A 15,843-nucleotide genomic window follows, 5' to 3' on the forward strand; every position below is an offset into this window, starting at 1 on the left:
ATGTCATCACTGCAATCCCTCGACATCCGGCGGCGCTCCGCCACCACCACGCCCTCGCCAAGCATCCGCGAGGCCCACTCCGGCGAGGTCGCCAAGCTCATCGACGTGTCCAAGTGCATCGGCTGCAAGGCCTGCCAGACCGCCTGCATGGAGTGGAACGACCTGCGCGAGGAAGTCGGCTCCAACCACGGCGTCTACGACAACCCGATGGACCTGACCGAGCACTCCTGGACCGTCATGCGGTTCACCGAGTACGAGAACACGGCCACGGGCAATCTGGAGTGGCTGATCCGCAAGGACGGCTGCATGCACTGCGCGGACCCGGGCTGCCTCAAGGCCTGCCCCTCGCCCGGCGCCATCGTGCAGTACGCCAATGGCATCGTGGACTTTCAGGAAGAGCACTGCATCGGCTGCGGCTACTGCGTCACCGGCTGCCCCTTCGACGTGCCCCGCATCTCGACGAAGGACAAGAAAGCCTACAAGTGCACGCTGTGCTCCGACCGCGTGGCCGTGGGCCAGGAACCGGCCTGCGTCAAGACCTGCCCGACCGGCGCCATCATGTTCGGCACCAAGGACGCCATGAAGGACCAGGCCGCCGAGCGCATCGAGGACCTGAAGTCGCGTGGCTTTGAGAAGGCCGGTCTGTACGACCCGCTCGGCGTGGGTGGCACGCACGTCATGTACGTGCTGCACCACGCGGACCAGCCCTCGCTGTACGCGGGCCTGCCCAACGAACCGAAGATCAGCCCCATGGTCAGCCTGTGGAAGGGCGTGGCCAAGCCGCTGGCGATGTTCGCGCTGGGCGCGGCCGCGCTGGGTGGCCTGTTCCACTTCATCACCAAGGGTCCCAACGAAGTCTCCAAGGAATTGGAAGACGAGATGGAACGCGAAGACCAGAAAGCGAAGGAGGCCTGACCATGCAACGCAACCCCCGCGATTTGCAACGCTACACGGCGTCCGAGCGCGCCAACCATTGGGCCGTGGGCATCTGCTTCATCCTGCTGGCGCTCTCGGGCCTGGCCTTCTTCCACCCCGCCTTCTTCCCGCTCACGCAGCTGTTCGGCGGCGGGCCGTGGACACGCATCCTGCATCCCTACATCGGCCTGCTCATGTCGGCGGGCTTCGTCATGATGTTCCTGCGCTTCTGGCGCCTCAATGTCATCGAAGCCCGCGACAAGGAATGGCTGAAGAACGTGCGCAAGATGGTGGATGGCAACGACCACGACATGCCCGAGCAAGGCAAGTACAACGGCGGCCAGAAGGTTCTGTTCTGGGGTCTGGTGATCTGCATGGCCTTGCTGCTGATCAGCGGCGTGCTGATGTGGCGGGCCTGGTTCAACCTGCCCGTGACGCTGGTGCGCCTGGCCTCGGTGCTGCACGCCGTCGCGGCGGTGGGCATGATCGGCCTGATCATCCTGCACGTCTACGCGGCCATCTGGACCCGTGGCACCATCCGTGCCATGCTCTACGGTACGGTCACCCGCGCCTGGGCCAAGCAGCACCACCGCGGCTGGTACCGCGAGCAGACCGGCGACAATCGCTGACACGCCGCCGCGGTTGCCGCGCCACGCCGCCGGAGGACCCGGCGGCGTTTTCATTTTTCAGGACCCCCATGCAACGCATCCTCCAGCCCGGCGACATCGAAGCGCTCGACCACACCGCCTTCACCCGCGTGCGCCTGCCCGAGCCCAACAGCCTCTACACCGACCGCGCCGCGCGCTTGGCGCAACTGGCCGACGGCAACCCGATCGCCGACTACCTGCGCTTCGCGGCGCGCCTGGTGCGTGCCCAGGGCCAAGCCGCCGCGCAGCTGGCGCCGCTGTCCTTCACCGACGCCGCAGTGCAGCAGGTGGCGCGGGCGCAGGAACACTCCATGCCCCTCTTCCCCGCCGCCGAGCACATCGACCCGGGCTGGCGCGCGGTGTTGACTCAAGTGCTGGACGCGCTGGAAAAAGGTGAGAAGTCCTCCACGAAACCGGTCGAACCCTTGCCCACGGCGATGGCCGGTCTGATCACCCGCCTGCGCGGCATGACCGTCGAAGAACTCGACGCGTTGGCCCACCGCATGGTCACGCGCCTGGCCTTGCTGCAGACGCCCAGCAAGACGACCGAGGCCGATGAGCTGGCGCTGCAGCCCCTGGTGCTGTCCGCGCTGCAAGTGACCTACACCCACCGCGCCAGCCACCTGCGCGCAGCCGACATCCCCTACACCGACCCGGCCAGCATCTGCCCCGTCTGCGCGGCTCCGCCCGTGGTCAGCGTGCTGCGCATCGGTGGCCAGTCCGCCGGCCACCGCTACCTGCACTGCGGCCTGTGCGGCACCGAATGGCACATGGTGCGCGTCAAGTGCAGCCACTGCGAATCGACCGAGGGCGTCCGCTACCAGGGCGTCGAGAGCCAGGCACAGGAGGCCGAGGCTGGGACCGAGATCGCGCACAAGGGGGCTGGCGGCAAGAAGGAGCAGGAGGTCGTGCTGGCCGAGACTTGCGACCACTGCCACGGCTACCGCAAGATCGTCAACCAGGAAAAAGACCCACTCGCCGAACCGCTGGCCGACGACCTCGCCACGCTCACGCTGGACCTGCTGATGAGTGAAACCCCCTACGCCCGCGCCGGTTCCAACCCGTTGCTCGCCTTCGCCGCTGAATAGCCTGTGCGAGCACACCCCAACGTGATAGCCTGACGGACCGCCGCCCTCCACCGTCCACCTTCTTGCGCGAGTGATGAGTTCATCCTCCCCCGCCCCCATCGCCCCCACACCCAGCCTGTTGGCCAAGCTGCCCTCCGTCGACCGCGTGCTCGCCAGCCCGGCGCTGCGCGAATTGAGCACGCAGTACGGACTAGGCCAGGTCACGGACACGCTGCGCGCCGCGCTCGACGGCTTGCGCGCGCAAGCCCAGGCCGGCGCACTCACGGCCGAGCAACTGGACACGCAAGCCGCCACCGACGCCTTGGCTGGCACCGTCGCGCGGCGCCTGGAGGCGAAATTCGCCCCGCGCCTGCGCGCTGTCTTCAACCTCAGCGGCACGGTGCTGCACACCAATCTGGGCCGCGCCCTGCTGCCCGACGACGCGGTGCAGGCCGTGGTGCGCGCGCTGACCACGCCCGCCAACCTGGAATTCGACCTGGCGACCGGCGGGCGCGGCGATCGCGATGACCTCGTCGATGAGCTGCTGCGCGAGCTGACCGGCGCCGAAGCCGCGACGGTGGTCAACAACAACGCCGCCGCCGTGCTGCTCACGCTCAGCGCCCTGGCCGCGAAGAAGGAAGTCATCGTCTCGCGCGGTGAGCTGGTGGAAATCGGTGGCGCCTTCCGCATTCCGGACATCATGAAGCGCGCGGGGGCGACACTGGTCGAGGTCGGGACCACCAACCGCACCCATGCCAAAGACTACGCCGAGGCCATCACGGTTCGCACTGCCTTGCTGATGAAGGTTCACACCAGCAATTACGCGGTGACTGGCTTCACCAAGAGCGTGCCTGAAAGCGAGGTCGCGCAGATCGCCCACGCGGCGAGCGCGGCGGACCCGCAAGGCCTGCCGCTGGTGGTGGACCTGGGCAGCGGCACCTTGGTGGACCTGTCGCGCTGGGGCCTGCCGCACGAACCCACGGTGCGCGAGACCATCGCCGCGGGCGCCGACCTCGTCACCTTCAGCGGCGACAAATTGCTGGGTGGCCCGCAGGCCGGCTTGATCGTGGGCCGCAAGGACCTGATCGCGAAGATCAAGAAGAACCCACTCAAGCGCGCGCTGCGCGTCGGCAAGCTGACCCTGGCCGCGCTCGAGCCGGTGCTGCGCCTCTACCTCACGCCCGAGCGCCTGGCCGAGCGGCTGACCACGCTGCGCCTCTTCACCCGCCCGCAGGCGCAGATGCATGCGCAGGCCGCGGCGCTTCGGCCCCTGCTGCAAACGGCACTCGGCAACGCGTACGCCGTGGAAAGCGTGCCTCTCTTCAGCCAGATCGGCAGCGGCGCCCTGCCCTCGGACACCTTGCCCAGCCATGGCCTGCGCATCCAGCCCGTGGACGCCAAGCGCGCGGGCCGTCAGATCAGCCGCCTCGAAACCGCGCTGCGCCAGCTACCGCGACCCGTCATCGGCCGCGTGGCCGACAACGCGCTCTGGCTTGACCTGCGTTGCCTGGAAACGAAGGACGAGGCGGACTTCACGGCGCAGTTGCCTTTGCTGGGCACGACGGTGATGAAGGCATGAGGGACTGGATGACATTCACAGGCCGCGGAGCGGGCAAAACGCGGGCTCCCGCAGAACTGGCTTTGCCGGGCAAAGATGCGGTGCCGATGCGGGAGCGCCACCATGAGGGGCTGAGAGGCCGCGGATCTATGCCTGCCTGCGCAGGCTTGGGCGGCCCGAAGAGCCCCGACCTCTGGCCGTGGCGCAGATGCCGACCCACACGACGTGGGGGAGCAATGGGGAGGAAGTTTCCGTGATCATCGGTACCGCCGGTCACATCGACCACGGCAAGACCACGCTGGTGCGCGCGCTGACCGGCGTGGACACCGACCGCCTCAAGGAGGAGAAGGCGCGCGGCATCTCCATCGAGCTGGGGTATGCCTACACGCCCCTGCCGCAGACCACGGGCGAGGACGCCCGCGAAGTGCTGGGTTTCATCGACGTGCCGGGCCACGAGAAATTCGTCCACACCATGGCGGCGGGCGTGGCGGGCATCGACCACGCCTTGCTCGTGGTCGCGGCCGACGACGGCGTGATGCCGCAGACCCGCGAGCACCTCGCCATCGCCCTGCTGCTGGGTGTGCGCGAGGGCAGCATCGCGCTGACCAAGACCGACCGCGTCGATGCCGCGCGCATCAGCGCCGTGCGCGCCGAGCTGCAAGCCCTGCTCGACGGTACGCCGCTGGCCGGCGCCGCGCTGTTTGAAACCACGGCCACGCGCGAGGGCGACCCCGGCGTGGCCGCGCTGCGCGACCATCTCTTCGCATGCGCGCGCGCGCATGCCATGCGGCCCGATGGCGGGCTGTTTCGCCTCGCGGTCGACCGGGTGTTCACCCTGGCGGGCCAGGGCACGGTGGTCACGGGCACGGTGTTCGGTGGCACGGCTCGCATCGGCGACAGCCTGCGCCATTCGGCCAGCGGCCAGGGGGTGCGCGTGCGCAGCATCCACGCCCAGAACCGCGCCAGCCCCAGCGGCCATGCCGGCCAGCGGGTCGCGCTGGCTCTCGCAGGCATCGAGAAAGATGCGATCCAACGAGGCGACTGGATCGCCGACGCGCGCGCCTTGCAGGCCAGTCGGCGCATGGACGTGCGCCTGCAGCTGCTGCCCGGCGCGGAGATCCGCCCCTGGACGGCCGTGCACGTGCACCTGGGCGCGGCCCATCACCTCGCGCATGCGGTGCCGCTGGAGGGCGACGTCGTGCGCCACGGGGACAGCACGCGGAACTCCGACACCGCAGACCGGACGTCCGATGTGCCCTCGGTGCAAGGAACACGCGTGCAGCTGGTTTTCGATACCGATGTCTACGCCACGTCCGGTGACCGCTACATCCTGCGCAATGCGCAGGCCAGCCGCACTCTCGGTGGGGGGCATGTGCTTGACCCTTACGCCCCCGAACGCAAGCGCCGCAGTCCCGCGCGCATGGCCTGGCTGGACGCTGTGCAGCAAACCCTGGCGGAAGGAACGGTGGGGCCGCTGCTTGCGCAAGCGCCACAGGGGCTCACGCGCGCCCACCTGGCCCTGCTGCTGGGGCGCCCGCCCGAATCACTGCCGCTGCCGACCGACACGCTGGTGCTGCCGCAGGCCGAGGACGATGCCCTGCTCGTCCTCCCCGCGCACTGGCAGGTGCTGCGCACGCAGGTACTGGACGCCCTGTCGCGGCTGCACACGCAGTCGCCCGACGAGCCCGGCGTGAATGCGGCGCGCCTGCGTCGCATGGCCTTGCCCACCCTGAGCGCGGCCACGCAGACCCACGGTGACGCGCTCTGGCAAGGATTGCTGGCGGCCCTGCTGGCGGAGGGCTCACTCGCCCAGAGCGGCGCCTGGCTGCATCTGCCCGCGCACCGCGTGGAGCTGAGCGCCAGCGAACAGTCCTTGGCCGAACGGCTGTTGCCCGCGTTGCGGGGCATGACGCCGGCCAAAGGGTACGACCCGCCCTGGGTGCGCGACCTGGCGAAAGACTTCCACGTCGGAGAGGAAGTGGTGCGCCAGTTGCTGCGCAAGCTCGCACGCCAAGGCGCGCTGCACCAGGTGGTCAAAGACCTGTTCTACACCGCCGAACGCATGGACGAACTGGCCGCGCTGATCGCTCGCCTTGCCGCCGAGGCGGCCCCGGCACCCGCGGATGACGGCGGGCGTGCGATGCCCGCCATGCGCGGCGCCGTCGAAGCGGCGCACTTTCGCGACGCGACGGGCCTGGGCCGCAAGCGCGCCATCCAGGTGCTGGAGTACTTCGACCGCGTGGGCTACACGCGCCGCGTGCGTGACGCGCACCTGCTGCGACCCGGCGTGAGCTGGCAAAGCGCTGCCGACTGAGCTCTTCTAGAATCAGCCACCGTTCACGGACCGCTGTTCGTGACCGAAGGAAGGCATACGCACCCGGTGGTGCGCCCGGGCTTCAAACCCGGTAGGGGGCGTCAGTCGCTTCCTGGTAGGTTCGACTCCTGCTGCTTTCCGCCCCGCACTTCAGCGCGCGCTACTGCGTTCCTATAATGAATCGCCCCGTGGTCAGTCCACGGAGGACATCATCCGGTGTCGTCATTGCAGGTCTGCGTGCGGCATGCGCATTGTTTGTCATCTTTCCCGGAATCCTTGAAAGTCCCGGGTGATGCTCAAGCAATCGGGCAGCAACACTTCCCTCAGGGGACTCCTTCAACGACGGCGGTTTTTCCCGACGTCATTCGAAGGAGCACTTCATGCCCTATCTCGCCACGCTCGAATCCATAGTCCAGGACAGCATCGCGCCCGCCGCGCTGGAGACCGATCAGCAGGCCCGCTTTCCGCGCGCGGCACTCGATGCACTGGGCCGAGCCGGCCTGCTGGGCCTGATCAGCGCCAAGGACGTGGGTGGCCTGGGGCTGGGCCAGCCCGAGGCCGCCAAGGTTGTCGAACGCATCGCGCAAGACTGTCCGTCCACCGCCATGATCGTCTGCATGCACTACGCGAGCACGGCCCTGATCGAGAAATACGGCCCCGCCGAAACCCGCAAGGCGATCGCCGCAGGCAAGCACCTCAGCACCCTGGCCTGGTCTGAAACGGGGACCCGGAGCCATTTTTGGGCCCCGGTCGGCACGGCCAAGGCCGACGGCAAGGACTACCTGCTCGATGGCAGCAAGAGCATGGTCACCTCGGCGCTCGAAGCCGACTCCTACGTCTGGTCCTCGCAACCGGTCCAGGCCGAAGGACCGAGCACGATCTGGCTGGTGGACAGCCGCCTGCCGGGCCTGAGCCGCCCGCAGGCCTTCGATGGCCTGGGCCTGCGTGGCAATGCCTCCGCGCCCATCCGCGCCAACGGCGTGCGCGTGCCCGCCAGTGCGATGCTGGGGCGGGACGGCGGCGGAGGCGACATCATGAACGGCGACACCCTGCCACTGTTCACCCTGCTGGTGGCCTCCGCGTCCATCGGCCTGATGGAAGGCGCGCTGCAGCGCGCCACGGCGCACGTCACGGGCAACCGCTTCGCCGAGAGCGGCACCACGCTAGCCGACCTGCCCACGGTGCGCGCCTACCTCGCCCGCGCCCGCATCCGGGCCGATCAGGCCCGCGCACTGCGCGACGACACACTGGCCGCGTTGGCCAGTGGCCGTGCCGATGCCATGTTGCGCGTGCTCGAGGTCAAAGCCAGCGCGGCCGAGGCCGCGCTGGAAGTGACCGACCTGGCCATGCGCGTCGGCGGTGGCGCGGCTTTCCGCAAGGAAGCCGGCCTGGAACGCCTGTTCCGCGACGCCCGCGCGGCCTCCATCATGGCCCCCACGTCCGACGTGCTCTACGACTTCATCGGCCGCGCGCTCTGCGGCATGCCGCTGGCCTGAGATGCAACACTCCCCCGAGGCGCGACGCGCCTTCCCCCCTGTTCGTTTGCCCTCCGCTCGGGCAAGCCAGCGCATTTTCGTGTGAACACTCACCAGGAAACTTCATGCCATCACCGCAACCTCCGATGCTCGGTGCCGTCGCCTACGCACCCAAGGTCGTCACGATCTGGGAGGGCTTCAAGGCCTATTTCGCCGAACGCGGCTACGCCTTCGACTACATCCTCTATTCCAATTACGAAACGCAGGTCGAGGCCCAGTTCAAGGGCGACATCGCCTTCGCCTGGAATTCACCACTGGCCTGGGTGCGCGCCGACCGCATGGCCCGCGCGCGCGGCCAGCAAGTGCGGGCCCTGGCCATGCGCGACAGCGACATCGATCTGCATTCCGTGCTGGTCGTGCGTAGCGACAGCCCCGCGCAAAACCCGGCGGACCTGAGCGGCAGAACGATCGGCTTCGGCGCGGTGGATTCGCCGCAGGCGACACTGATTCCGCTCGACCATCTTCGCCACCAAGCGGGCATGGTGGCCGGGCGCGACTACAACGCGCGCCGCTTCGACGTGCTGGGCGGCAAGCACGGCGACCACATCGGGGGTGAACGCGACGCGGCGGTGGCCCTGATGAAAGGCGACATCGACGCGGCCTGGATGATCGCGGGCAATCACCGCGCCTTTGCCCACGAGGGCACGCTGCCCGCCAGCGGCACGCGCATCCTCGCCACCACGGCGGCCTTCGACCACTGCAACATGACGGTCAGCCCGGGCGTGGACGCGGGGATCGCCCAGCGCTTTGGCGACATCTTGCTGGGCATGGACTGGAACGACGCGCGGACACGCCCCTTGCTGGAACTCGAGGGCCTGAAATCCTGGCAGCCGGGCCGCACCAGCGGCTACGCGCTGCTCGAACGCGCCGTGAGCGAGGAAGGCTTCTATGACGGACAAGGCCACATCACCGCCACCGACTATCGATATTGAAGCCCTGGGCTTCGACGCGGGTGCTCACCTGCTGGTCAAGCACGCCCTCGCCACCTTGCCCCTGGGCGAGGTGCTGCGTGTGACAGGTCATGCCCCAGCTTGGCAGGTGCAATTGGCGGACTGGTGCCGTGGCCAAGGCCACGGCCTGCACTGGGACGACGACACGCAGCCGCTGGACATGCGCCGTTGGGCCCAGCTGCGCCGCGGCCACGCGCAGGCGGGCCGTTGGCGCGGCGCCTCCGCCACCGGTGCCAGCGACCCACGCCATCCGGACGCGGTACGGGCCGAGGCCAGTCCGGCCTGGGGTCTGGCGGCGCGAGGAGCACGTGTCGAGGCGGGATCGCCGGAGTTCGAATTTCGCCTGCGCGACAAGCAGGAACTGTGGACTGACAGCGCGGCCGAGCTCTACGCTCAGGCGGTGAATGCACAGTGGAACCCCGACACGGTCATCGATTGGGACGATGCACCTGAACCCCCACCGGAGATCGAGGACGCCATCGTCCAGGTCATGACCTACATGATCGAGAATGAAAACGCGGCGCTGCTGGTGCCCGCGCGTTTTCTGGGTCAACTGCACCCGCACTACCGCGAGTTGCAGGCCGCGCTGGCGATCCAGGTCGCCGACGAGGCACGGCACATCGATGTGTTCACGCGCCGCATCCGTCGCCATGGCCGCGAGCCCGCGCTGTCCACCGCCGGTGGCCAAGCCTCGCTCAAGAGTCTGCTGGACGAGCCCGACTTCTCCGTGGCCTCCTTCCTGCTTTCTGTGCTGGGCGAAGGCAGCTTCGTCAACCTGCTGCAGTTCCTGCAGACCGAAGCGCCCGATCCGCTGACACGTCAGATCTGCCGCCTGGCCGCGCGCGACGAGGCGCGCCATGTCGCGCTGGGCATGTCACACCTGCTCTACCGCCTCGCGCGGGAGCCCGGTTTCCAGCACCGACTGGCACAGTCCGTGGCGCAGCGCCACGACGCGCTGGCCGGCACCGCGGGCCTGAACGAGGAGGTCTTCGACGCGCTCATCCTGGTCGCGGCCGGTGAACTCACGCCCACGGCAATCGCACGGGGTTACGCCCGCGTGCAACAGCTGATGCGCGACATGGCGGATGGCCGCTACGCCAAGCTGGTTCGGCTGGGTTTCGCGCGGGACCAGGCCGAGCACCTGGCGGCGCTGCACACCCGCAATTTCATGTGAACACGCCCGGCGGCAATGGTCTAGCTCGTCAGGCGAACGCCGCGAAGTAAGCGTCCAACCGCGCGATCTCGCGCTGCTTGGCCGCTTCGTCCATGAAGCTGCCCTCGAAACTGTTGCGCGCCAAGGTATAGGCATGGCCGGCGTGCAAGGCAGGCAAGGCCGCGAAGGTTTGCAGGTAGTTCTCGTTGACGTAGCCGCCGAAGTAGGCCGGATCGTCGGAATTGACCGTGGCGCACAGGCCCGCATCCAACAGGGCGCCCAGGTTGTGCTGCGCGAGCGTGGGGAAGACGCAGAGCTTGAGGTTGGACAGCGGGCAGACGGTGAGCGGCACGCGCTCCTTCGCCAGCCGAGTCATCAAGGCCGCGTCATGCACGGACTGCACGCCGTGGTCGATGCGCTCGGCGCCCAGCAGATCGAGCGCGCCCCAGACATAGGCCGGTGGCCCTTCCTCGCCCGCGTGGGCCACGATGCGCAGGCCCTGCTCACGGCAGCGCGCGAACAGGCGGGTGAATTTTTCCGGCGGGTGGCCCACCTCGCTGCTGTCCAGCCCCACACCGATGAACTGGTCGCGGTAGGGCAGAGCAGCCTCCAGCGTGGCCAGGCCGTCCTCCTCGCTGAGATGGCGCAGGAAACAGAGGATGAGCGCGGCGCTGATACCCAGTTTCTGTTCCGCATCGGCGCAGGCCCGGTGCAGGCCGGTGATGACAGTGTCCATGGACACGCCGCGCGCGGTGTGGGTTTGCGGGTCGAAGAACAGCTCGGCGCGGCTCACTTGGTCGGCCGCCGCGCGTTCGAAGTAGGCCCAGGCCATGTCGTAGAAGTCCTGCTCTTGCAGCAGCACGCTGGCGCCCGCATAGTAGATGTCGAGAAAACTCTGCAAGTCGGTGAAGGCGTAAGCGCGGCGCAAGTCCTCGACACTCGCATAGGGAATCGACACACCGTTGCGTTGCGCGAGCTGGAAGATCAGCTCGGGCTCCAGCGAGCCCTCGATGTGCATGTGCAGCTCGGCCTTGGGCATGCCACGCAGCACATCGGGCAGGCGCGCGGCGCTGATGGCGGGAAATGGGTTGGTCGTCATCATCGGCTCCCGATCGGTCGTTGTTTCTTGGGCAGGCGGCACCTTGGCGCTGCACGCCTCAGCAGGTTCCGAAGCGCACACCCAGCTCGCGCAAATAGCGGCGGTAATGGGACGAGGCCAAGTCCGCCGCGCTGTGCACTTCCTTGACGGGCGCGTGCTCGCTGATGGGCAGCAACTTGGGCCGCTGAGATTCGAGCACGGGCTGGTCCTGCCCGAAGATGGTGTTCTGGAAATCAATCAGCGTCTGGTCCGGGTCTTCGCTGTGGTTCATCGCCATGCGGATCCACACGCGGCTGCGCTCGGGATCGACCGGGCAGACGAAGAGCGCGATGGACTCGCGGAAGTTGGCCAGCTTCACCGCCGTGGCCTCGGGCACCTTGGTCAGCACGCAGTGGTAGGGCCCCGCGACTTCATAGGTGTACTCCACCATCGCCCCACCCTGAGCGTGCACGCTGGATTGCGGCTGCCAGGCAAAGCAGTCCGAGACAAAGATGCCCGTGGGCGTCTTCTCGACCTTGTACGGCTGCATGGCCGTGTGGTCGCGCGCGCCCAGCCATCCGGTGTGGATGAAGCCGAAGTGCGACATGTCCAGGAAGTTCTCGACGATGCGCGGCGCGCTGGCCTGCACCTCGTAGGGGCCGGAGGTGACTTTGCGCAGGTTCACATCGTCCTCGGCGGCGAAAGCCGGCAAGGGCACGGGCACTTGGGCCGGCGGGGCCGTGTGCGCCGGATTCAGACAGACCCAGACCAGGCCATAAGCCTCGCGCACCTGGTGCGCGCAGGCCCGGTGCCCCTCGGGCGGCGTGAACCCCGGCACCGCCGGAATCGCGACGCAACGCCCTTGGGGTTCGAAGCGCCAGCCGTGATAGGGACACTCGAGCTCGCCGTCCACCACCCGCCCCATGGACAGCGCCGCGCCACGGTGCGGGCAGCGGTCGGTGAAGACACGCGCCTGCCCGGTCGCGTCGCGCCAGAGCACCAGGTCCTCGCCGAGCAGGCGCACGGGCAAGGGCTGCTCGTGCACATCACGGCACAAAGCGACGGGATGGAAGAAAGCGCGTTCGATCATGGTCAAAGAAAAACGGGCAACCAGGCTGGCTGGCTGCCCGAGAGAGGATCAAAGAAAACGGACGGTCGAAACGGACCGCTCCGTCACTTGCCCGAGGGGATCTTGCCTTCCACGCCCTTGACGTAGAAGTTCACGCTGTCCTTCCAAGCCTGGTCGGCGCTCTTGCCCTTGGCCAGCACTTCCTTGCCTTCGTTGGTCACGATGGGGCCGGTGAAGACTTCGAACTTGCCAGCCTTCATCTCGGCCTTGATCTTGTCCACTTGGGCCTTGGTGGCGGCGGGGACTTCGGGCGAAATCTTGATCAGATCGTTCACGCCATCGGGCACGCCCAGGATGGTGCGACCGGTCTTCCAGGTGCCGTTGAGCACGTCGTTGATGGCGCGCTCATAGTAGGGACCCCAGTTCGCGATGGCCGAACCCAGGTGAGCCTTCTTGGCGAAGGCGCTCATGTCGCTGTCCCACCCGAAGGCGTACTTGCCGTTCTTCTCGGCGGTCTGCAGCACGGCGGAGGAATCGGTGTTTTGCAGCAGCACGTCGGCGCCTGCGTTGATCAGGCTTTGCGCGGCTTCGCTTTCCTTCGGCGGATCGAACCAGGTGTTGATCCAGACCACCTTGACCTTGATGTTGGGATTGACCGACTGCGCGCCAAGCGTGAAGCCGTTGATGTTGCGCAGCACTTCGGGGATCGGGAAGGAACCGACGAAACCCAGCGTGCCGGACTTGCTCATCTTGGCCGCGATGATGCCCGCCAGGTAGGTGTCCTGGTAGAAGGACGCGTCATAGATGCGCATGTTGGACGCCGTCTTGTAACCCGTGGCGTGCTCGAACTTCACGTCCGGGAACTCCTGGGCCACGCGCAACATGGGCTCCATGAAACCGAAGGACGTCGCGAAGATGATCTTGTTGCCTTGGGCGGCCAGGTCACGGATCACACGCTCGGCGTCAGCGCCTTCCGGCACGTTCTCGACATAGGTGGTCTTGACCTTGGCGCCGAACTTCTTCTCGACTGCCTTGCGGCCGAGGTCGTGCGCGTAGGTCCAGCCGGCATCGCCCACCGGGCCCACATAGACCCAGGCGGCCTTGAGCGGCTCGGCGGCGAAGGCCGACAGGCTGGAGGCGGCCAGCACGGCCGCGGCCAGACCGGCCTTGAAGAGAGAACGTTTGTTCATGGTGCTTCCTTCTGAGGAGAAAAAATGATGAGGGAATCAAGCAAAAACCACGCCGGGATTATGGCGCGACTGGCCAGCAAACAGAAGTACCGCCGCCGGCGCCTGATCGCGCGCGAAACCCTGGGCTGTCAGAGCGTCGATCTGCGCGACACCGCCTGGGGTCCGTGAGATCACCCACCGGGATGGAAGGGCTTGCCCAAAGACGCAGGCATGTTGACGCGAATCCAGACCGGGTTGCGCGAGATCAGCACCAGAACCACGATGGTGGCCAGGTAGGGCAGCATGGCCAGCAACTGGCTGGGAATCTGCACCCCCGCGCTCTGCAGCGCGAACTGCATCATGGTCACGCCGCCGAACAGGTAAGCGCCCAACAGCACGCGGGCTGGCCGCCAGGTGGCGAAGGCGGTCAGGGCCAAGGCGATCCAGCCCCGCCCCGCCACCAGGCCCTGCACCCAGAGCGGCGCGTAAACGACCGACAGAAAGGCACCGGCCACGCCGCACAAAGCGCCGCCGACCAGCACCGCCAGGAAACGGATGCGACGCACCGGGTAACCCAGGGCATGGGCCGCGGCGGGGGACTCACCCACGGCGCGCAGCACCAGCCCGGCACGGCTGCGGTAGAGGAACCAGGCCATCAGCGCCGCCAGCGCCATGGCCGCGTAGACCATCGGGTGCAGTTGGAAGAAGGCCGGGCCGAAGAAGGGGATGTCCGACAGCAGCGGCACCGCGTTCGGGGTCTGGTCTTCCAACTTCTTGCCCACCATGCTCACGCCCACGAAGGCGGAGAAGCCGGTGCCGAAGAGGCTGAGCGCCAAGCCGGTGGCGTACTGGTTGGTGTTGAGCCAGATTACCAGCAGACCGAAGACGGCCGCCATGCCCGCGCCCGCCGCCGCGCCCGCGACGAAGCCCACGGCCGCTTCGCCGGTGTGGAAGGCGGCGGCGAAGCCCGCGATCGCAGCGACCAGCATCATGCCTTCAGCGCCCAGGTTGAGCACGCCCGCTTTTTCATTGAGCAGCAGGCCCAAACCCGCCAACACCAAGGGCGTGCCCGAGGCCAAGGCCGCCGCGATCAGCAATGCGGTTTCGTTCATGCCTGTGCTCCGCGCGGTTCGTGTTTCGCCTCTTTCTTCAGACCAGCCCGACGCACGGACCAACGCACTCGGTAATTGATCAGGGTGTCACAGGCCAGCAGCATGAACAGCAGCGCGCCCTGGAACACACTGGTCAGCGCATTGGGCAGGCCCAGGCGCGACTGCGACAGCTCGCCGCCGATCAGCAGCATGGACAGCAGCAGGCTGGAGAACACGATGCCCACCGGGTGCAGCCGCCCGACGAAGCAGGCGATGATGGCCGCGAAACCGTAGCCCGTGGACAGGTGCGGCGTCAGCTGGCGAACCGGGCCCGCCACCTCCATGGCGCCGGCCAATCCGGCCATGGCCCCCGACAGCAGCATGGCCGTCCACAGCGTGCCGCGGCTGGAAAAGCCCGCGTAGCGCGCCGCGGCCGGCGCCAAGCCGCCCACCTGCAACTGGTAACCACGCCAGGACTTGGAGAGGAAAAGCCAGAACGCCAGCACCGCCACCAGCGCGACCACGAAGCCCCAGTGCAGCCGCGTGGGGGGCAGCAGCACGGGCAGCCAGGTCGAGACGTCGAAGGTTTTGGTCTGTGGGAAGTTGTAGCCCTGCGGGTCTTTCCAGGGGCCGAAGACCAGGTAGTTCAGCAGTTGCTGCGCCACGTAGACCAGCATCAGGCTGACCAGGATTTCATTGGCGTTGAACTTGTCGCGCAGCCAGGCGACGATGGCCGCCCAGAGCGCGCCGCCCAGAGCGCCCGCCAGCAACACCACCGGCGCGTACAGGCCGCGCGGACCCAGGGGCTCGGGTGACTGGAAAGGCATCAGCGTCTGGCCGTCCAGGTTGTACATGGTCAACCACAGCGCCACGCCACCCCCGGTGATGGCACCCAGCAGGAACTGCCCCTCGGCCCCGATGTTCCAGATGTTGGCCCGATAGCAGGCCGCCAAACCCAGGGCACATAGCATCAGTGGCGTGGCCTTGAGCAGCAACTCGGAGATCGGCCGCAGGCCGCGCAGCGGTTCGACGAAGAAGACCGCCAGGCCCGCCAGCGGGTCCTTGTCGAGGGCGATGAAGAGCAGGCTGGCCAACAGCACCGTCAAGGCCAAGGCCAGCAAGGGCGACACCCAGGCCATCCACTGGGAAGGCTGGGGACGTGGTTCGAGTCTCAGCATGCGCCGACCTCGCGATAGGTTTCAAGTTGCTGCATGCGATCCATCCTCGCGCTTGAGCGCCGCCGGGCCGCCCCAAGGCGCGAAGGCCCCCTCGGGGGGCAGCGAACCTCGCGCAGCGG

The 15,843-nt window shown here is 67.7% G+C and carries 13 protein-coding genes and 1 tRNA gene; 9 read left to right on the top strand and 5 right to left on the bottom strand.

Translation table 11 applies throughout. The annotated features are described in order from the left end of the window. The 9 genes from fdxH to HGR_RS05090 all read left to right on the top strand — a co-directional run bounded on the left by fdxH (nt 1) and on the right by HGR_RS05090 (nt 10,160). On the top strand, nt 1-915 hold the full coding sequence (fdxH, locus tag HGR_RS05050; RefSeq protein ID WP_006297042.1) for a formate dehydrogenase subunit beta: 915 nt from the start codon (nt 1-3) through the stop codon (nt 913-915). Nucleotides 916-917: 2 nt separating this feature from the next. Then, nucleotides 918-1,544: a formate dehydrogenase subunit gamma gene (locus HGR_RS05055; RefSeq protein WP_006297043.1), complete on the top strand. Its 627-nt coding sequence runs from the start codon at nt 918-920 to the stop codon at nt 1,542-1,544. 68 nt (nt 1,545-1,612) lie between these two features. Beyond that, nucleotides 1,613-2,650: a formate dehydrogenase accessory protein FdhE gene (gene fdhE / locus HGR_RS05060; RefSeq protein WP_006297044.1), complete on the top strand. Its 1,038-nt coding sequence runs from the start codon at nt 1,613-1,615 to the stop codon at nt 2,648-2,650. 73 nt (nt 2,651-2,723) lie between these two features. Then, nucleotides 2,724-4,208 carry an L-seryl-tRNA(Sec) selenium transferase gene (gene selA / locus HGR_RS05065; protein WP_006297045.1) on the top strand — a complete coding sequence of 495 codons (1,485 nt, stop codon included), beginning with the start codon at nt 2,724-2,726 and terminating at the stop codon, nt 4,206-4,208. Nucleotides 4,209-4,440: 232 nt separating this feature from the next. Next, a complete protein-coding gene (gene selB, locus HGR_RS05070; RefSeq protein ID WP_006297046.1) occupies nt 4,441-6,501 on the top strand; it encodes a selenocysteine-specific translation elongation factor in 2,061 nt (686 codons plus the stop codon). A 48-nt stretch (nt 6,502-6,549) separates the two neighbouring features. Further along, a tRNA-Sec gene (locus tag HGR_RS05075) sits at nt 6,550-6,642 on the top strand. A gap of 239 nt (nt 6,643-6,881) precedes the next feature. Beyond that, entirely contained in the window at nt 6,882-7,997 is a 1,116-nt protein-coding gene (locus HGR_RS05080) for an acyl-CoA dehydrogenase family protein (RefSeq protein WP_006297047.1), read from the top strand. A gap of 104 nt (nt 7,998-8,101) precedes the next feature. Beyond that, a complete protein-coding gene (locus HGR_RS05085) occupies nt 8,102-8,968 on the top strand; it encodes a phosphate/phosphite/phosphonate ABC transporter substrate-binding protein (protein WP_039852440.1) in 867 nt (288 codons plus the stop codon). Next, nucleotides 8,925-10,160 (top strand): ferritin-like domain-containing protein, encoded by a 1,236-nt coding sequence (locus HGR_RS05090; RefSeq protein WP_006297049.1) that lies wholly within the window; start codon nt 8,925-8,927, stop codon nt 10,158-10,160. Before HGR_RS05085 ends, HGR_RS05090 begins: the two co-directional genes overlap by 44 nt. Nucleotides 10,161-10,188: 28 nt before the next feature. Here HGR_RS05090 and HGR_RS05095 read toward each other — a convergent pair whose 3' ends face one another. From HGR_RS05095 to HGR_RS05115, 5 genes are all read right to left on the bottom strand, one after another. Next, complete coding sequence (locus tag HGR_RS05095) at nt 10,189-11,241, bottom strand: adenosine deaminase (RefSeq protein ID WP_006297051.1); 1,053 nt, start codon at nt 11,239-11,241, stop codon at nt 10,189-10,191. Between the two features lie 55 nt (nt 11,242-11,296). Continuing rightward, on the bottom strand, nt 11,297-12,307 hold the full coding sequence (locus tag HGR_RS05100) for an aromatic ring-hydroxylating dioxygenase subunit alpha (protein WP_006297052.1): 1,011 nt from the start codon (nt 12,305-12,307) through the stop codon (nt 11,297-11,299). A gap of 83 nt (nt 12,308-12,390) precedes the next feature. After that, nucleotides 12,391-13,476: a BMP family ABC transporter substrate-binding protein gene (locus HGR_RS05105; protein ID WP_006297053.1), complete on the bottom strand. Its 1,086-nt coding sequence runs from the start codon at nt 13,474-13,476 to the stop codon at nt 12,391-12,393. A gap of 170 nt (nt 13,477-13,646) precedes the next feature. After that, entirely contained in the window at nt 13,647-14,567 is a 921-nt protein-coding gene (locus HGR_RS05110; RefSeq protein WP_006297055.1) for an ABC transporter permease, read from the bottom strand. Beyond that, nucleotides 14,564-15,724: an ABC transporter permease gene (locus HGR_RS05115; RefSeq protein WP_050797395.1), complete on the bottom strand. Its 1,161-nt coding sequence runs from the start codon at nt 15,722-15,724 to the stop codon at nt 14,564-14,566. Before HGR_RS05115 ends, HGR_RS05110 begins: the two co-directional genes overlap by 4 nt. Nucleotides 15,725-15,843: the final 119 nt, after the last annotated feature.

It is taken from the genome of Hylemonella gracilis ATCC 19624, assembly GCF_000211835.1.
Classification (GTDB): Bacteria; Pseudomonadota; Gammaproteobacteria; order Burkholderiales; family Burkholderiaceae_C; genus Hylemonella; species Hylemonella gracilis.